The sequence below is a fragment of the Photobacterium sanguinicancri genome, from assembly GCF_024346675.1.
Taxonomy (GTDB): Bacteria; Pseudomonadota; Gammaproteobacteria; order Enterobacterales; family Vibrionaceae; genus Photobacterium; species Photobacterium sanguinicancri.
In genome coordinates this window covers 478,833-494,557 of record NZ_AP024850.1, presented here as the reverse complement: position 1 = coordinate 494,557, position 15,725 = coordinate 478,833, and the positions used below count along the sequence as shown (strand labels likewise).

General features: G+C 45.9%; 16 protein-coding genes. 11 read left to right on the top strand and 5 right to left on the bottom strand.

Going from position 1 to position 15,725, the window contains the following annotated elements; all coding sequences use genetic code 11:
* Position 1: 1 nt before the first annotated feature.
* From OCU87_RS02435 to tkt, 3 genes are all read right to left on the bottom strand, one after another.
* On the bottom strand, positions 2-1,165 hold the full coding sequence (locus OCU87_RS02435; protein ID WP_062692827.1) for a phosphoglycerate kinase: 1,164 nt from the start codon (positions 1,163-1,165) through the stop codon (positions 2-4).
* A gap of 115 nt (positions 1,166-1,280) precedes the next feature.
* Complete coding sequence (epd, locus tag OCU87_RS02430) at positions 1,281-2,330, bottom strand: erythrose-4-phosphate dehydrogenase (RefSeq protein WP_062692829.1); 1,050 nt, start codon at positions 2,328-2,330, stop codon at positions 1,281-1,283.
* A 199-nt stretch (positions 2,331-2,529) separates the two neighbouring features.
* A complete protein-coding gene (gene tkt / locus OCU87_RS02425; RefSeq protein WP_261857769.1) occupies positions 2,530-4,542 on the bottom strand; it encodes a transketolase in 2,013 nt (670 codons plus the stop codon).
* 412 nt (positions 4,543-4,954) lie between these two features.
* Here tkt and metK point away from each other — a divergent pair, with 412 nt between their 5' ends.
* The 7 genes from metK (at position 4,955) to ruvX (ending at position 10,644) form a co-directional block, all read left to right on the top strand.
* Positions 4,955-6,109: a methionine adenosyltransferase gene (gene metK / locus OCU87_RS02420; RefSeq protein WP_062689559.1), complete on the top strand. Its 1,155-nt coding sequence runs from the start codon at positions 4,955-4,957 to the stop codon at positions 6,107-6,109.
* Positions 6,110-6,293: 184 nt separating this feature from the next.
* Complete coding sequence (locus OCU87_RS02415; RefSeq protein WP_261857768.1) at positions 6,294-6,776, top strand: SprT family zinc-dependent metalloprotease; 483 nt, start codon at positions 6,294-6,296, stop codon at positions 6,774-6,776.
* A 148-nt stretch (positions 6,777-6,924) separates the two neighbouring features.
* Positions 6,925-7,638, top strand: a complete 714-nt coding sequence (locus OCU87_RS02410; RefSeq protein ID WP_261857767.1) for an endonuclease — start codon at positions 6,925-6,927, stop codon at positions 7,636-7,638.
* Between the two features lie 146 nt (positions 7,639-7,784).
* Complete coding sequence (gene rsmE, locus OCU87_RS02405; RefSeq protein WP_062689553.1) at positions 7,785-8,516, top strand: 16S rRNA (uracil(1498)-N(3))-methyltransferase; 732 nt, start codon at positions 7,785-7,787, stop codon at positions 8,514-8,516.
* A 16-nt stretch (positions 8,517-8,532) separates the two neighbouring features.
* Positions 8,533-9,486 carry a glutathione synthase gene (gene gshB, locus OCU87_RS02400; protein ID WP_261857766.1) on the top strand — a complete coding sequence of 318 codons (954 nt, stop codon included), beginning with the start codon at positions 8,533-8,535 and terminating at the stop codon, positions 9,484-9,486.
* A gap of 166 nt (positions 9,487-9,652) precedes the next feature.
* On the top strand, positions 9,653-10,216 hold the full coding sequence (locus tag OCU87_RS02395; protein ID WP_094957453.1) for a YqgE/AlgH family protein: 564 nt from the start codon (positions 9,653-9,655) through the stop codon (positions 10,214-10,216).
* Positions 10,213-10,644, top strand: coding sequence for a Holliday junction resolvase RuvX (gene ruvX / locus OCU87_RS02390; protein WP_062689551.1), 432 nt, complete (start codon positions 10,213-10,215; stop codon positions 10,642-10,644). Before OCU87_RS02395 ends, ruvX begins: the two co-directional genes overlap by 4 nt.
* 373 nt (positions 10,645-11,017) lie before the next feature.
* Here ruvX and OCU87_RS02385 read toward each other — a convergent pair whose 3' ends face one another.
* Entirely contained in the window at positions 11,018-12,124 is a 1,107-nt protein-coding gene (locus tag OCU87_RS02385) for a PilT/PilU family type 4a pilus ATPase (RefSeq protein WP_094957449.1), read from the bottom strand.
* Positions 12,125-12,133: 9 nt separating this feature from the next.
* Complete coding sequence (locus tag OCU87_RS02380; protein ID WP_062689549.1) at positions 12,134-13,171, bottom strand: type IV pilus twitching motility protein PilT; 1,038 nt, start codon at positions 13,169-13,171, stop codon at positions 12,134-12,136.
* A gap of 23 nt (positions 13,172-13,194) precedes the next feature.
* On the opposite strand from OCU87_RS02380, the gene OCU87_RS02375 reads away from it, so the two are divergent.
* The 4 genes from OCU87_RS02375 to yggU all read left to right on the top strand — a co-directional run bounded on the left by OCU87_RS02375 (position 13,195) and on the right by yggU (position 15,688).
* Positions 13,195-13,905 (top strand): YggS family pyridoxal phosphate-dependent enzyme, encoded by a 711-nt coding sequence (locus OCU87_RS02375; protein ID WP_062689547.1) that lies wholly within the window; start codon positions 13,195-13,197, stop codon positions 13,903-13,905.
* 104 nt (positions 13,906-14,009) lie between these two features.
* On the top strand, positions 14,010-14,828 hold the full coding sequence (proC, locus tag OCU87_RS02370; protein WP_261857765.1) for a pyrroline-5-carboxylate reductase: 819 nt from the start codon (positions 14,010-14,012) through the stop codon (positions 14,826-14,828).
* Between the two features lie 9 nt (positions 14,829-14,837).
* Positions 14,838-15,395 carry a YggT family protein gene (locus OCU87_RS02365; RefSeq protein ID WP_094957446.1) on the top strand — a complete coding sequence of 186 codons (558 nt, stop codon included), beginning with the start codon at positions 14,838-14,840 and terminating at the stop codon, positions 15,393-15,395.
* Complete coding sequence (gene yggU / locus OCU87_RS02360) at positions 15,392-15,688, top strand: DUF167 family protein YggU (protein ID WP_261857764.1); 297 nt, start codon at positions 15,392-15,394, stop codon at positions 15,686-15,688. Before OCU87_RS02365 ends, yggU begins: the two co-directional genes overlap by 4 nt.
* The last annotated feature ends 37 nt before the right edge of the window (positions 15,689-15,725 follow it).

Below are 15,725 nucleotides of genomic sequence, written 5' to 3'. Positions count from 1 at the left end.
ATTATGCTTTTGCACGCTCTTCAAGCATTGCAACTGCAGGAAGTACTTTACCTTCAACGAACTCAAGGAATGCACCACCACCAGTAGAAATGTAAGAAACGTCAGCTTTAATACCGAACTTATCGATAGCTGCTAGCGTGTCACCACCGCCGGCAACAGAGAAGCCTTCTGAATCTGCGATTGCTTTAGAAATGCCTGCAGTACCTGCTTCAAAGTTTTTGAATTCAAATACGCCAACTGGACCATTCCAAAGAATTGTTTTTGCATTGCTGATAATTTCAGCAAGTGCAGCAGTTGAATCTGGACCAAGGTCGAAGATCATGTCGTCGTCTTGAACGTCAGCAACGTTTTTGATTTCTGCTTCTGCGTTTTCGTCGAATGCTTTCGCACATGCAACGTCAGTCGCTACAGGGATTGCACACTCTTTCATTAGCTTCTTAGCAGTCTCTACTAAGTCTGCTTCGTACAGTGATTTACCAACGTTGTGGCCTTCAGCTGCGATGAATGTGTTTGCGATACCACCGCCAACAACAAGTTGGTCAGCAATTTTTGATAAAGACTCAAGAACAGTCAGTTTAGTAGATACTTTAGAACCACCAACGATAGCAACAAGTGGACGCGCTGGGTTGTCCATTGCTTTACCAAGAGCTTCAAGTTCAGCGGCTAGTAGAGGACCCGCACATGCTACAGGAGCGTTAGTACCAACGCCGTGTGTAGATGCTTGTGCACGGTGAGCGGTACCAAATGCATCCATCACGAAGATGTCACATAGTGCAGCATATTTTTTAGATAGTGCTTCTTCGTTCTTCTTTTCGCCTTTGTTAAAGCGAACGTTTTCAAGAACAACTAGCTCACCTGCGTTCAGCTCTAAGCCGTCTAGGTAATCTTTTGCTAGTTTAACGTCGCAATCTAGTGCGTCGTTTAGGTAGTTAACTACAGGTGCTAGCGAAAACTCTTCTGCGTATTCGCCTTCAGTAGGACGACCAAGGTGAGAAGTAACCATTACTTTTGCGCCAGCTTCTAGGCACATTTTGATAGTTGGTAGAGATGCAAGAATACGAGCATCTGAAGTTACTTTACCGTCTTTTACTGGCACGTTTAGGTCAGCACGGATAAATACGCGTTTACCTGCAAGTTCCAGGTCAGTCATCTTGATTACAGACATTCTTTGTCCCTTTTCAAAGTTAGCTAAAATCTTTCAAGCTCGGCACTGTGCCAAACTCACGAATTCTTTACTTTATCTGTCTATCTACTTTCAGCCGTTAGTACAGGCTAAAAGGCTACTCTCCCGTTGGGAGACCATCGTAGCTTTGATGCATCGCCAATGCGGTATCTAACATCCGATTGGCAAATCCCCATTCGTTATCACACCACACCAGCATTTTAATAAGATGCTGATTACTGACTCGGGTTTGTGTACCGTCGACTATCGCGCTATGGGGATCGTGATTAAAGTCGATTGAGACCAGCGGTGCTTCTGTGTAATCCACTATATTTGCTAATGTACAACGAGTCGCGTCCAACAGTGATTGATTTACGTCATTAACTTTCACATTTGTTTTAACTGTGACGCTTAAATCCATCGCCGTCACATTTATTGTAGGTACACGAACCGAAATCGCCTCAAACTTGTCAGAAAGTTTCGGAAATATACGACCGATACCTAAATGTAATTTAGTATCAACAGGAATAATTGATTGGCTCGCAGCGCGAGTTCGACGTAAATCAGTGTGGTACGCATCAATGACCTGTTGGTCATTCATGGAAGAGTGAATCGTTGTGATAGTGCCCGACTCGATCCCGAAGGCATCGTCCAGCACTTTAATAACAGGCACAATACAGTTAGTGGTACATGAACCATTCGACACAATACGGTCTTCTGGTTTCAATGTTTCATGGTTAACACCATAAATAATTGTATTGTCGATATCCGTTGCAGCAGGGTGAGAAAATAACACTTTCTTAGCGCCCGCTTGAATGTGGGCTAAGCCATCTTCACGCGAACCAAAAATCCCCGTACAGTCAAACACAATGTCAACATCGAGGTCACGCCAAGGCAGTAAATTAATATCTGTTTGATGAAGGATACGAATAGAGTCTTGTTCGCCATTTTCATGGGCAATAAACAAGTGCTCCTGATCATGAGAGACAGGCTTAAAGAAACGACCATGGCTAGTGTCGTATTGTAACAAGTGGGCCATTGCTTCAGGCTCAGCCAACTCATTTACTGCCACGATGTCTATTTGCTGGTGTTTACCGCTCTCGTACAGGGCGCGTAACACACTGCGACCGATGCGGCCAAATCCGTTAATTGCGACTTTTAGTGTCATATCCGTGCTACATAAGAATTAAGCCGTGCAAGTGTATAACAAGCGTTGCTCAGAATCATCATAAATGTGATTCTTCTCACCATTTAGCTTTTATATGCTTAGTACCAATAAATACTGTTTCATTTGCATTTCCATTCATAGAGAGCAAATAAAAAAGGCTTCCCAAAGGAAGCCTTTCATTAGCAGAAGAACCCAGCAATTATGCTAGTAGTTCTTTTGCTTTGTTCACTACGTTTTCAGTGGTGAAACCAAACATTTTGAATAGCTCGCCTGCAGGTGCAGATTCGCCAAATGTTGTCATACCAATGATACGACCATTTAGGCCAACATATTTGAACCAGAAGTCAGCAATACCCGCTTCTACAGCAACACGAGCAGTAACAGCTGCTGGTAATACTGCTTCACGGTACGCTGCGTCTTGCTTGTCGAACGTATCCGTTGCTGGCATAGAAACAACGCGAACCTGACGACCTTCAGCCGTTAGTTGTGCTGCCGCTTCTACTGCTAGTTCAACTTCAGAACCCGTTGCGATAAAGATAAGTTCAGGCTTACCAGCACAATCTTTCAGGATGTAACCACCCTTCGCGATGTTCGCTACTTGCTCTGCATCACGATCTTGCTGTGCAAGGTTTTGACGCGAGAAGATTAGCGATGTTGGGCCATCTTTACGTTCAATTGCCAGTTTCCAAGCAACAGCAGATTCAACTTGGTCACATGGACGCCATGTGCTCATGTTTGGCGTTAGGCGCAGTGATGCAATTTGCTCAACAGGCTGGTGCGTTGGACCATCTTCGCCTAGGCCGATTGAATCGTGCGTGTACACTTGGATGTTCTGAATTTTCATCAGTGCAGCCATACGCATTGCGTTACGCGCGTATTCCATGAACATTAGGAAAGTTGCACCGTATGGTACGAAACCACCGTGTAGCGCAATACCGTTCATGATAGCTGTCATACCGAACTCACGTACACCGTAATGGATGTAGTTGCCCGAGAAATCAGCTGCTGTTAGCGACTTAGAACCCGACCACATAGTGAGGTTAGAAGGCGCAAGGTCAGCAGAGCCGCCCATGAATTCTGGCAGCATAGCACCAAACGCTTCTAGTGCGTTTTGTGATGCTTTACGTGATGCAATGTTTGCTGGGTTAGCTTGAAGATCAGCAATGATTGCAGATGCTTTTTCTTCCCACTGTGCAGGTAAATCACCGTTTACACGACGCTTGTATTCAGCCGCTAGTTCAGGGAAAGCAGCTTCATACGCTGCAAATTTCTCGTTCCAGCTTGCTTCTTTCGCTGCACCAGCTTCTTTCGCATCCCATTCAGCCGTAATGTCTGCAGGGATTTCGAATGGACCGTGGTTCCAGCCAAGTTGTGCTTTGGTTGCTGTAATTTCTTCAGCACCTAGTGGCGCACCGTGACAGTCGTGTGTGCCTGCTTTGTTTGGTGAACCAAAACCGATAACCGTTTTAGTACAAATAAGCGTTGGACGACCTGTTTCTGCTTTCGCCGCTTCAATCGCTGCATTGATTGCGTCAGCATCGTGACCATCAACCGCAGGAATTACATGCCAGCCGTATGCTTCGAAACGCTTAGGCGTATCGTCAGAGAACCAACCTTCAACTTCACCATCGATAGAGATGCCGTTGTCATCCCAGAATGCTACTAGCTTGCCTAGGCCCAATGTGCCTGCAAGTGAACATGCTTCGTGAGAGATACCTTCCATTAGACAGCCATCGCCCATGAACACGTAAGTGTTGTGGTCAACGATGTCGTGGCCTTCACGGTTGAATTGTGCAGCAAGTGCTTTCTCAGCCATTGCCATGCCAACACCGTTGGTGATGCCTTGGCCTAGTGGACCCGTTGTTGTTTCAACACCCGGTGCGTAACCGTATTCAGGGTGACCCGGTGTTTTAGAGTGCAGTTGACGGAAGTTCTTCAGATCTTCGATAGAAAGATCATAACCTGTCAGGTGAAGCAGAGAGTAAATTAGCATTGAACCGTGGCCGTTCGACAAAATAAAACGGTCGCGATCAGCCCACTCAGGGTTTTGTGGGTTGTGGTTCATGTGGTCACGCCACAGTACTTCAGCGATATCAGCCATACCCATAGGTGCACCAGGGTGGCCTGAGTTTGCTTGTTGTACACCATCCATGCTTAGGGCACGAATTGCATTAGCCAGCTCTTTCTTTGAAAGAAGGTTACGAGAAGACATGTCTGCTCCAGAGGTTCGTAGACTGTTGTAATATGGTTATTTGCTTGTCTTAAAGTACCTATATCAGGCGCAGCAAATTAACCAGGAATCGGCGGGCGGGTATTGTCGCAAAGTATTTGCCCTTACTGCAAACGATTTCCTGAACAAAATAAGTCTGTTTTCAATAAGCTGCTGGCTCCATGTCACAAAAACGCAGAGATTTCGCGCAGTTAAAGTAAACGTTTGCGTCATCAATATTTATAAACCACAAAATAAGTACTGTTGATTTTCACTCTCACTTGCGTATTATAGCCGTCTAGACGGAAGTAGCTCTATACATACGAACGTACATACGTGTGAATAGAACGGCACCTAGCCCGCATAAAAGTGCTACTTATATTAATTCAATGAATACTTAAAAGTGAGAGTTCTCATGGCAAAACACCTGTTTACTTCTGAGTCCGTATCTGAAGGTCATCCAGATAAAATTGCAGACCAAATTTCTGATGCAGTATTGGATGCAATCCTAGAGCAAGACCCAAAAGCACGTGTTGCTTGTGAGACTTACGTAAAAACCGGCATGGTAATGGTTGGCGGTGAAATCACGACTTCAGCTTGGGTTGATATCGAAGAAATCACACGTGAAACTGTTCGTGAAATTGGTTACGTTCATTCAGACATGGGCTTCGATGCTAATTCTTGTGCTGTTCTGAACACCATCGGTAAGCAATCACCAGACATCAACCAAGGTGTTGATAAAGAAGACCCTAGAGAACAGGGTGCTGGTGACCAAGGTATTATGTTCGGTTACGCAACTAACGAAACTGACATCCTAATGCCTGCGCCAATTACTTACTCTCACTTACTTGTTAAGAAACAAGCTGAAGTACGTAAAAGTGGTAAACTAGATTTCCTTCGTCCAGATGCGAAATCACAAGTTACCTTCCAATACGACCAAGGTAAAATTGTTGGTATCGATGCCGTTGTTCTTTCAACGCAACACTGTGATTCAGTAACCACACCTGAACTACGTGAAGCCGTAATGGAAGAAATCATCAAGCCAGTACTGCCTGCAGAATGGATCAGCAAAGACACTAACTTCTTCATCAACCCAACCGGCCGTTTTGTTATCGGTGGTCCAATGGGTGACTGTGGTCTAACGGGTCGTAAGATTATCGTTGATACCTACGGTGGTGCTGCACGTCACGGTGGTGGTGCATTCTCTGGTAAAGATCCATCAAAAGTTGACCGTTCAGCAGCTTACGCAGCACGTTACGTTGCGAAAAACATTGTTGCTGCAGGTCTAGCTGATCGTTGTGAAATCCAACTTTCTTACGCTATCGGTGTTGCAGATCCAACATCTATCATGGTGGAAACGTTTGGTACTGAAAAAGTATCTCACGACATCATCATTGAAGCGGTTCGTCAGAACTTCGACCTACGCCCATACGGTCTACAAGAAATGCTGAACCTACTTCAGCCTATCTACCAAAAGACGGCGGCATACGGCCACTTTGGTCGTGAGGAATTCCCATGGGAAGCAACTGACAAAGCTGCAATCCTACGCGATTTCGCCAATATCAAATAAGCTCGCTTTGGCACTCAGCCAACTGCATTTTGATAGAAAAAAGGAAGCCTCGGCTTCCTTTTTTATTGCCAGCTTAAAATCCCCTCTTCACTCTTACCAAAAAAGCGTGAGATAAAATGGCGATTATTGTCGCGATTACTGAAACTATTTATACTGCCCACTCCACCAGCCATTCAAGTTACCCATGTCCTCACTTCAATCTCAAGTTATCGCTAAAGTTGAACACTGTATTTTGCATGCAAACCAACGCCTGCAAAAACGCTTTGTCATTCCAACCATCAACTTTACCCAACGAGGAAGAATCGCAGGTAGCGCACGCTTACAAGGCTGGGAAGTTCGTTTTAACCCCGTATTACTCGAAGAAAATCCACAAGCATTTCTGAATGAAGTGGTTCCACACGAAGTGGCGCACTTGATCACATTTAAGCTTTTTGGTCGCGTTCGCCCGCATGGCAAAGAGTGGCAAACCATCATGACCCAAGTCTTTGGTATCCCGGCACGCACCACTCACAGTTTTGATGTCAGCTCAGTTCAAGGCAAAACGTTCCCCTATCAATGCCAATGTAGCCAGCATCAACTCACTGTACGCCGTCACAATAAAGTGGCACGCGGGCAAGCCAGTTACCACTGCCGACAGTGCCGCCAACCACTCACGCTGTGCGCTTAATATCGGCGGCGTCACTCCAAATAGCTCATACTCCCCGCTCTCAGCATTATGTAATCGCGTAAGTTATTGGTACATCATGGCGTGATATGGTTCTAAAATAGTAAAATATTGATAAACCTATCAAACCTATTGCGAGCGAATACAATCCATGAAACGCGCCTACATCGCCCTTCTCGGTCTGCTGTTATTACCAACGGCGAGCCATGCTGAAGGTAAACACCCAACCTCATTTTCCAATGCAAAAAAACAAGCGGTTAAAATCTATAAAGATCATCCAGTTAGTTTTTATTGCGGCTGTGATATTGAATGGAAAGGCAAAAAAGGGATCCCAGATCTTGATAATTGCGGCTACCAAGTGCGTAAACAGCTAAAACGCGCCAGCCGTATTGAGTGGGAACACGTTGTCCCTGCGTGGCAATTTGGTCACCAGCTGCAATGCTGGCAAGACGGCGGCCGTAAAAATTGCCGTAAAGACAAACGTTTTAAAGTCATGGAGTCCGATTTACACAACCTAACGCCAGCGATTGGTGAAGTGAATGGCGACCGCTCTAACTATCAATTCCTACCGTGGAATGGCAATCAGGGCGCTTTCTATGGCCAGTGTGACATGAAGGTCGATTTCAAAAATAAACGCGTCGATCCACCTGTAGCTTCTCGCGGTGCGATTTCTCGTATTTACCTCTACATGGCACAAGAATACCGCGAGTTAAACCTATCACGCCAACAGCGCCAGCTAATGGAAGCATGGAACCGCCAATACCCTGTTGACCAATGGGAGTGTGAACGTGACCGCCGCATTAAGAAAACACAAGGCACTAACAACCCGTTTGTTTTAGAAGCCTGTAACCAAGCTAAGCTATAACCTTCCCACAGCAAACTGGATACCTCGGGGCATAATCCTGAATAAAAGGGCGATAAACACAATCGCCCTCTTGTAATTCACCTCGCGCGTATCCATGTTAGTATTCTGCTTGCCAATTTATTTACTATTGAGTTATCGACCTAACCATGAGAATTCCACGTATTTACCACCCAGAGTCACTACCATCCCAAGGAAAAGTGATGCTTTGTGATGATGCAGCCAACCATGTCGGCCGCGTAATGCGTATGCAGCCAGGTCAAGAAGTGCTGATGTTTGACGGCAGCGATGCCGAGTTCCCAGCCGTGATCACTGCCGCAACCAAAAAGAATGTTGAGGTTGAAATCCAAGCTCGTAATGAAAACAGCGTCGAATCGCCGCTAGATATTCATCTTGGACAAGTGATCTCTCGTGGTGAAAAAATGGAATTCACCATTCAAAAATCAGTAGAGCTAGGTGTTAGAACCATTACCCCACTGATTTCAGAGCGTTGTGGCGTTAAACTTAATGCTGAACGTTTTGAGAAAAAGCTCGATCAATGGCAAAAGATTGTGATTGCAGCCTGCGAACAATGCGGCCGTAATGTCATACCAGAAATTCGCCCAGTGATGAAATTAGAAGACTGGTGTGCCGAAGCGTACGACGGCTTAAAACTGAATCTGCACCCACGTGCAACTTATTCGATTAATACCCTGCCAGAGCCAGTGACCAAAGTGAAATTACTGATTGGCCCTGAAGGCGGCTTATCTGCCGATGAAATATCAATGACCGAACAATATACTTTTGATGAAGTATTGTTAGGTCCTCGCGTACTACGTACCGAGACAACAGCAATGACAGCTATTACTGCATTACAAGTTCGCTTCGGCGATCTGGGCTAACAAGAGGATAACAGCAATGATCAAACTGGGTATCGTGATGGACCCTATCGAGTCTATCAACATTAAAAAAGACTCCAGCTTTGCCATGATGATGGAAGCTCAGCGCCGTGGGTGGGAAATTCATTACATGGAAATGAATGACCTATCGCTAGAACAAGGTAAAGCGGTTGCCCGCACTCGCGTTGTAACGCTACAAGAAGATCCAAACGGCTGGTTTGAATTCCAAAGCGAGCAAGAAATCGCCCTGTCTGATCTTGATGCTGTATTAATGCGTAAAGATCCGCCGTTTGACACTGAGTACATCTACGCGACTTATATTCTTGAACGCGCAGAAAACGAAGGTGCACTGATCGTCAACAAACCACAAAGCCTACGTGACTGTAACGAAAAACTGTTCACCGCTTGGTTCCCTGAACTGACGCCAACGACCTTAGTAACACGCCGTGCAGATAAGCTGAAAGCTTTCCACCAAGAACATGGTGATGTGATCCTAAAACCTCTTGATGGCATGGGTGGCTCGTCTATCTTCCGTGTAATGAAAGGCGATCCAAACGTTTCAGTGATCATCGAAACGTTAACGGCGATGGGTGAAAACTACTGTATGGCACAAACGTTTGTACCTGATATCAGCAACGGTGATAAGCGTATCTTAGTAGTGGATGGTGAACCAATGCCATATTGCCTAGCGCGTATTCCAGCCAAAGGGGAAACTCGCGGCAACTTGGCAGCTGGTGGCCGTGGCGAAGCACGTCCTATCAGTGAAACAGACCGTAAAATCGCAGAAACTGTCGCCCCAGTACTAAAAGAAAAAGGTCTGATTTTTGTTGGCCTTGATGTCATTGGCGACAAGCTAACAGAAATCAACGTTACTAGCCCAACCTGTATCCGTGAAATCGAAGCGGCTTTCGATATTTCAATCACAGGTAAGTTGATGGATGCTATTGAGCGCCGTGTAAACGCTCACGCATAATTGTCTGCTTCTCTAAATTTAATACGCCTATCAGCTTAGCTGGTGGGCGTTTTTTTATGCCCAGTTTTACGTTTAATCTTGATGATATATCGACAGTTTCGCCATTCCTCGGCATACTTATCACTAACCCCCCTCTCTTTAGATACGCAATGAGGTACAACCAATGATGGATCTGACAAATCATTTTTTGATTGCGATGCCGTCCTTACAAGATTCCAGCTTCAAGCGTAGTGTGGTTTATGTGTGTGAGCATAATGATGAGGGGGCGATGGGCGTTGTAGTTAACGTACCTATCGACATTTCATTAAATAACATGCTGGAACAACTCGACCTTGAGCGCAGTTTACCTGTGACTCAGGCACAGCATTTAGATCAGCCCGTTTTGAATGGCGGTCCAGTATCAAGTGATCGAGGATTTGTTCTGCATAACCATAGTGGTGTGTTTAGTTCGAGCATTCAGGTTACACCAACGCTAAGTGTCACCACCTCTAAAGATATCTTGGCAATTTTAGGATCCGATGACTCACCTGAAAAATTCCTCGTCGCTTTAGGCTATGCAGGCTGGGATGCCGGACAACTTGAACAAGAGTTAGTGGATAACCATTGGCTAACCATTGAAGCGGATCCCGCTATACTATTCGATACTCCGATCAACGAACGCTGGCACAAAGCCGTGGCGAAACTGGGTATCAATGCCGCAAATCTTTCTATTGATAAAGGACATGCATGAGCAATTCACGAAGTGTATTAGCGTTTGACTATGGAACCACCAGCATAGGTACTGCCATTGGCCAAGAGCTAACCGGTACAGCTAGTCCATTAAGTGCATTTAAGGCACGTGATGGTGTGCCTAATTGGGATGACATCGAAAAACTACTAAAAGAATGGCAACCTGACTTAATCGTGGTAGGTCTACCGCTTGATTTAGAAGGTAATGAACTGCCAGCGATTACACCTCGCGCAAAAAAATTCGCGAACCGCCTCCATGGCCGTTTTGGCTACCAGGTTGAACTACACGACGAACGCCTCACGACAGTGGAAGCTAAGTCCGATTTATTCAATCAAGGTGGCTACCGCTCACTCAGTAAAGGCAATGTTGATTCCCAATCAGCCGTAGTGATTTTGGAAAGTTGGTTCGAGCGCCAATACGGCGAATAAGAGCACCCAGTAAAGACTTAAAACGGCGCGAACAGTTATCTGTCGCGCCGTTTTTGTTGCACGCTAGAAACCTGACGTTGGAACAATAACAATAAAAGATCAGCTTTTTGTCTTTTATCCAGCCAATCACTGCACAGCTTATCTTTCTTCCTTTATCGATCCTGCTCGATCCGCTACGCGTAAGGGTTGATCAGCTTGTACAGCTTTTAGACTACATATACTCAAAAGCTCATATCGCTGATCACTGTGATCCGCGAATATAAAAAAGCCTCTATAAAATAGAGGCTTAATACTATCGTTTGGTTTTAGTCACTTTTAGATCATGATAACCCTAAAGCTATTCGATCATCATATTACTAATGGTGAGGCCATCTTAATCAAAGCTAACGGTCACCCCTTCTAAGCTGCTATTGCCTTGCTGAAACTTATCGCCTTTTTTGATCATTAAGCGTAAATCATTGGCAGAATCCGCATGGTGTAGAGCATCTTGCTCGGTGATCTTTCCACCATTAAACAACTCGAACAGTGACTGATCAAACGTCATCATTCCCGAGTCAGTCCCTTTCGCCATCGTGTCTTTGATCTCGTGTAATTCTCCGCGTCGGATCAGATCGGCAACTCGCGGTGTATTGATCAACAACTCAAAGGCCGCGTGTCGACCTACCCCATGCGCATCGGGGATCAACTGCTGTGCCAATACACATTTAAGGTTCAGTGACAGATCAAACAAAAACTGATCACGGCGCTCTTTCGGCACCAAATGCAAAATACGCTCAAGCGCTTGGTTGGCATTATTGGCGTGTAGGGTTGCCATACATAAGTGGCCCGTTTCGGCAAAGTTCATCGCGTATTCCATAGTTTCAGGCGTACGAATTTCACCAATCAAAATCATATCGGGCGCTTGGCGCAGTGAGTTTTTCAATGCAACTTCGTAGCTTTCGGTATCCAGTCCGACTTCACGTTGGGTCACTATGCACTTGTCGTGTTGGTGAACAAACTCAATCGGATCTTCTACCGTTAAGATATGACCACTACGCTGTCGATTGCGAAATCCAGTCAAAGCCGCCATCGACGTCGATTTACCCGATCCCGTTGCACCAACAACAAGGACCAAACCACGTTTTGCCAGTGCCATCCGCTCCATATCAATCGGCAGTGATAACTCATCCAATTTAGGGATCTGGGTTTCAATACGTCGCACCACCATGCCCGGCAACTCACGCTGCCAAAAAGCACTAACACGAAACCGAAGTTCATCACGCACTAACGCAAAATTGGCTTCACGGGTGGTCTCAAATTCGTGGGTTAATTTAGGATCCAGCGCTTCAGCAAAAAAAGCATCAACACCCGCACGATCCAGCCTTTCACCCACAGCTTGCAACTGACCATCAATCTTTAACAAACACGGTGAATCAACCGTGATGTAAAGATCCGAGGCTTTACTCGCCACCATCTGATTAAGAATGTCTTGTAAAATCATCACCCGCTCCTACATTCGATTTGCGGCACTGTCGAGGATACGTCGGCCTTCTTCCGCTTCGACCGTTCCTTGCGCCACTAGCATTTTGATACTCTGCTCCATGGTCTGCATACCGACTGCCGAGCCGGTTTGAATCATCGAATACATTTGCGCCACTTTATCTTCACGAATTAAATTTCGAATGGCTGGGGTCGCCATCATAATTTCATGTGATGCAACACGCCCACCACTGGTACATTTCAGCAGGCTTTGTGAAATTACCGCCCGCAATGATTCCGATAACATCGAGCGCACCATGGATTTATCATTACCAGGGAAAACATCGATGATCCTGTCGATAGTTTTAGCCGCCGAACTGGTATGCAAGGTTCCTAATACAAGGTGACCCGTTTCTGCCGCTGTTAGTGCCAAGCTGATTGTTTCTTGATCGCGTAACTCCCCCACTAAGATAACATCGGGATCTTCACGCAGCGATGAACGTAGTGCTGCTTGAAAACTGTGGGTATCACGGTGCACTTCACGCTGATTAATCAAACTACGTTTGCTGTGATGAACAAATTCCACCGGGTCTTCAATCGTTAGAATATGACGGTTGTAGTTTTCGTTAATGTAATCCACTAAAGCTGCAATCGTGGTTGATTTACCCGATCCTGTCGCCCCCGTCACTAACACTAATCCACGGGGTAGCTGGGCAATATCATAGAAAATGTCAGGAACACTGAGTGATTCCAACGTTGGCACATGCATAGGTATGGTACGAAAAACAGCAGCACTACCACGAGACTGGTGAAACGCATTCACCCTAAAGCGACCCACATCAGGTAATTCGAACGAAAAGTCCACTTCGAGCTTTTCTTCATACTCTCGACGCTGAGCATCATTCATAATATCAAAAACTAAGCGATGCACTTCGCTATGCGCTAAAGCAGGTAAACTCAGTTTACGTACATCACCATCAACACGAATAATTGGTGGAACCCCTGCAGAAAGATGCAGATCAGAGGCATTATGCTTTACACTAAAGTCCAGTAGTTCGGTGATATCCATTAATTTTCCCCACAGAATCAATTATGAGTAGTATCAAGCAAAATATTGAACAGGTCATCACTCAGATCGCTGCAGCAGCTGAAAAATGCGGCCGAAACGCCGATTCAGTGCAACTGTTGGCGGTGAGTAAAACAAAACCTATTGCTGCTATCGATGACGCGATAGCGGCGGGCCATCGCGCATTTGGTGAAAACTATGTGCAGGAAGGTGTCGAGAAAGTGCAACACTTTCGTGCAACACCTTATGCCGAGGCTTTAGACTGGCATTTTATCGGCCCCATTCAGTCGAATAAAACTCGCCCTATTGCAGAACACTTTGATTGGGTGCATTCAATTGATCGTGCCAAGATTGCCCGTCGGCTTAGCGATCAACGCCCAAGTGAATGCCAACCGCTCAACGTGCTATTACAAGTCAACACCAGCGGTGAAGCCAGTAAATCAGGCTTAACCTTTGATGAGCTACCTAGCGTAGCCGCTGATATTGCCACCATGCCCAATGTGGTATTACGCGGTTTAATGTCAATCCCTGAAAAAGCGCACGACTACGACAGTCAACTTGCCGCTTTTCAATCATTGTCTGATGCCATGGCGGCACTCCAATCCGATCACCCCCAACTCGATACCCTTTCAATGGGAATGAGTGGTGATATGGATGCAGCCATTGCTGCTGGCAGTACCATTGTTCGTATCGGTACCGCGATTTTTGGTGCTCGTGACTACAGCAATAAAGCCTAGTCCGCCGCCATCGAGTATGTGTTAATAGCATTTGCTCTAGAAAATATGATTTCTTACCCCCATAACTAAAAGGGTAAGGTTTAACAGGCAAGGAGCCTTATTCAATGGAACAACGCTCAATCACCTTTATTGGTGCAGGCAACATGGCCCACTCAATTATTGCAGGGTTAGTGACTAGCGGTTACAACGCGAACCTCATCACAGCCACAGCACCGAGTGCAGAACGTCGTGAACCGCTTGCTCGCCAATACGGCATTCACACCGATGACGATAACGTACGTGCCGCCGAGCATGCCGATGTTATTGTATTAGCGGTTAAGCCTCAGTTAATGGCTTGTGTGTGTGAAAAACTGCAAGGTATTAACTTCACCAACAAACTGGTGATTTCAATTGCGGCGGGTATTTCAGCACAGCGATTAAATGAAATGCTAGCTTGCGAACTAAAGCTCGTACGTGTAATGCCCAATACCCCGTCTTTAATCGGGAAAGGAATGAGCGGCTTATACGCATCTGAAATTGTTGGTCAGCAAGATAAAACCTTTGCAGAGCACTTAATGCAAGCTGTCGGTGAAGTATGCTGGGTCGAACAAGAGTCTGGCATTAATGCTGTGATCGCCGCGGCAGGCAGTGCACCTGCGTATTTCTTCTTATTCATGGAAGCCATGCAAGCAGAAGCGATCAAGCAAGGCTTTGATGCTGATACAGCCCGTTTATTGGTTCAGCAATCCGCATTGGGGGCAGCAGGAATGGTTCAAGCCAACCCTGATCTCGAACTTTCAACCCTGCGCGAACAAGTGACATCCAAAGGTGGTACAACGGCGGAAGCGCTTCGCACATTTAACGAACATCAGCTGAGTGATACAGTAGCCAAAGCAATGCGTGCTGCGGTCTCTCGCGCTGAAGAAATGGAAAAACTTTTTTAAGGTTACTATATGAATGCAATGGCTTTTTTATTAAATACGGTATTTGACCTCTACATCATGGTCGTATTACTGCGTGTCTGGTTACAGTGGTCGCGAGCGGATTTCTATAATCCTTTTTCGCAATTTGTGATTAAAGCAACCCAACCTATCGTGGCACCGCTACGCCGTATTATTCCATCAATCGGCTCGCTAGATTTAGCGACCTTATTACTGGCGTACGTACTAAGCGTTGTGAAGTTCCTGTCACTACAAATGGTTGTGAGCGGCGGAAACATGATGTTCAGCCCTGACTTCTTATGGGTCGGTGCGCTGGCAATGCTAAAAGCAGCGGGTGGATTACTGTTCTGGGTACTTCTGATCCGTGCGATCCTTAGCTGGGTTAGCCAAGGTCGTAGCCCTATTGAATACGTTATGCATCAGCTAACTGAACCACTAACGGCCCCTATTCGTCGTATCTTGCCACAAATGGGCGGATTGGATTTAAGTGTTCTTGTGCTGTTTATCGGCTTGCAGTTCGCCAACTTCCTAATGGGTGACTTAATAGGCCCAGTCTGGTTCCAACTATGAGTCAACCCGCTGTTGCTCGTGCTGGTGATGATCTTATTATTCGGCTGTATATACAGCCGAAAGCCAGTCGCGATCAAATCGTTGGTTTACATGGCGATGAACTAAAAATCGCCATTACCGCGCCGCCAGTCGACGGTAAAGCCAACGCCCACCTTGCCAAATATCTAGCCAAACAATTTAAAGTGGCTAAAGGGCAAGTGTGTATTGAAAAAGGTATGCAAGGGCGTCATAAGCAAGTACGCATTGAAAGCCCTAAAGTTCTGCCTGACAGCGTAGCACCACTGCTCGAATAGACGAACAGTAGCCGCAGCCTTTCATCGTGTTGCGCGT

Coding starts and splice junctions, on each gene's coding strand:
- OCU87_RS02435 (WP_062692827.1), bottom strand. CDS start 1,165: ATGTCTGTAATCAAGATGACTGACCTGGAACTTGCAGGTAAACGCGTA.
- epd (WP_062692829.1), bottom strand. CDS start 2,330: ATGACACTAAAAGTCGCAATTAACGGATTTGGCCGCATCGGTCGCAGT.
- tkt (WP_261857769.1), bottom strand. CDS start 4,542: ATGTCTTCTCGTAACCTTCTTTCAAAGAAAGAGCTGGCTAATGCAATT.
- metK (WP_062689559.1), top strand. CDS start 4,955: ATGGCAAAACACCTGTTTACTTCTGAGTCCGTATCTGAAGGTCATCCA.
- OCU87_RS02415 (WP_261857768.1), top strand. CDS start 6,294: ATGTCCTCACTTCAATCTCAAGTTATCGCTAAAGTTGAACACTGTATT.
- OCU87_RS02410 (WP_261857767.1), top strand. CDS start 6,925: ATGAAACGCGCCTACATCGCCCTTCTCGGTCTGCTGTTATTACCAACG.
- rsmE (WP_062689553.1), top strand. CDS start 7,785: ATGAGAATTCCACGTATTTACCACCCAGAGTCACTACCATCCCAAGGA.
- gshB (WP_261857766.1), top strand. CDS start 8,533: ATGATCAAACTGGGTATCGTGATGGACCCTATCGAGTCTATCAACATT.
- OCU87_RS02395 (WP_094957453.1), top strand. CDS start 9,653: ATGGATCTGACAAATCATTTTTTGATTGCGATGCCGTCCTTACAAGAT.
- ruvX (WP_062689551.1), top strand. CDS start 10,213: ATGAGCAATTCACGAAGTGTATTAGCGTTTGACTATGGAACCACCAGC.
- OCU87_RS02385 (WP_094957449.1), bottom strand. CDS start 12,124: ATGATTTTACAAGACATTCTTAATCAGATGGTGGCGAGTAAAGCCTCG.
- OCU87_RS02380 (WP_062689549.1), bottom strand. CDS start 13,171: ATGGATATCACCGAACTACTGGACTTTAGTGTAAAGCATAATGCCTCT.
- OCU87_RS02375 (WP_062689547.1), top strand. CDS start 13,195: ATGAGTAGTATCAAGCAAAATATTGAACAGGTCATCACTCAGATCGCT.
- proC (WP_261857765.1), top strand. CDS start 14,010: ATGGAACAACGCTCAATCACCTTTATTGGTGCAGGCAACATGGCCCAC.
- OCU87_RS02365 (WP_094957446.1), top strand. CDS start 14,838: ATGAATGCAATGGCTTTTTTATTAAATACGGTATTTGACCTCTACATC.
- yggU (WP_261857764.1), top strand. CDS start 15,392: ATGAGTCAACCCGCTGTTGCTCGTGCTGGTGATGATCTTATTATTCGG.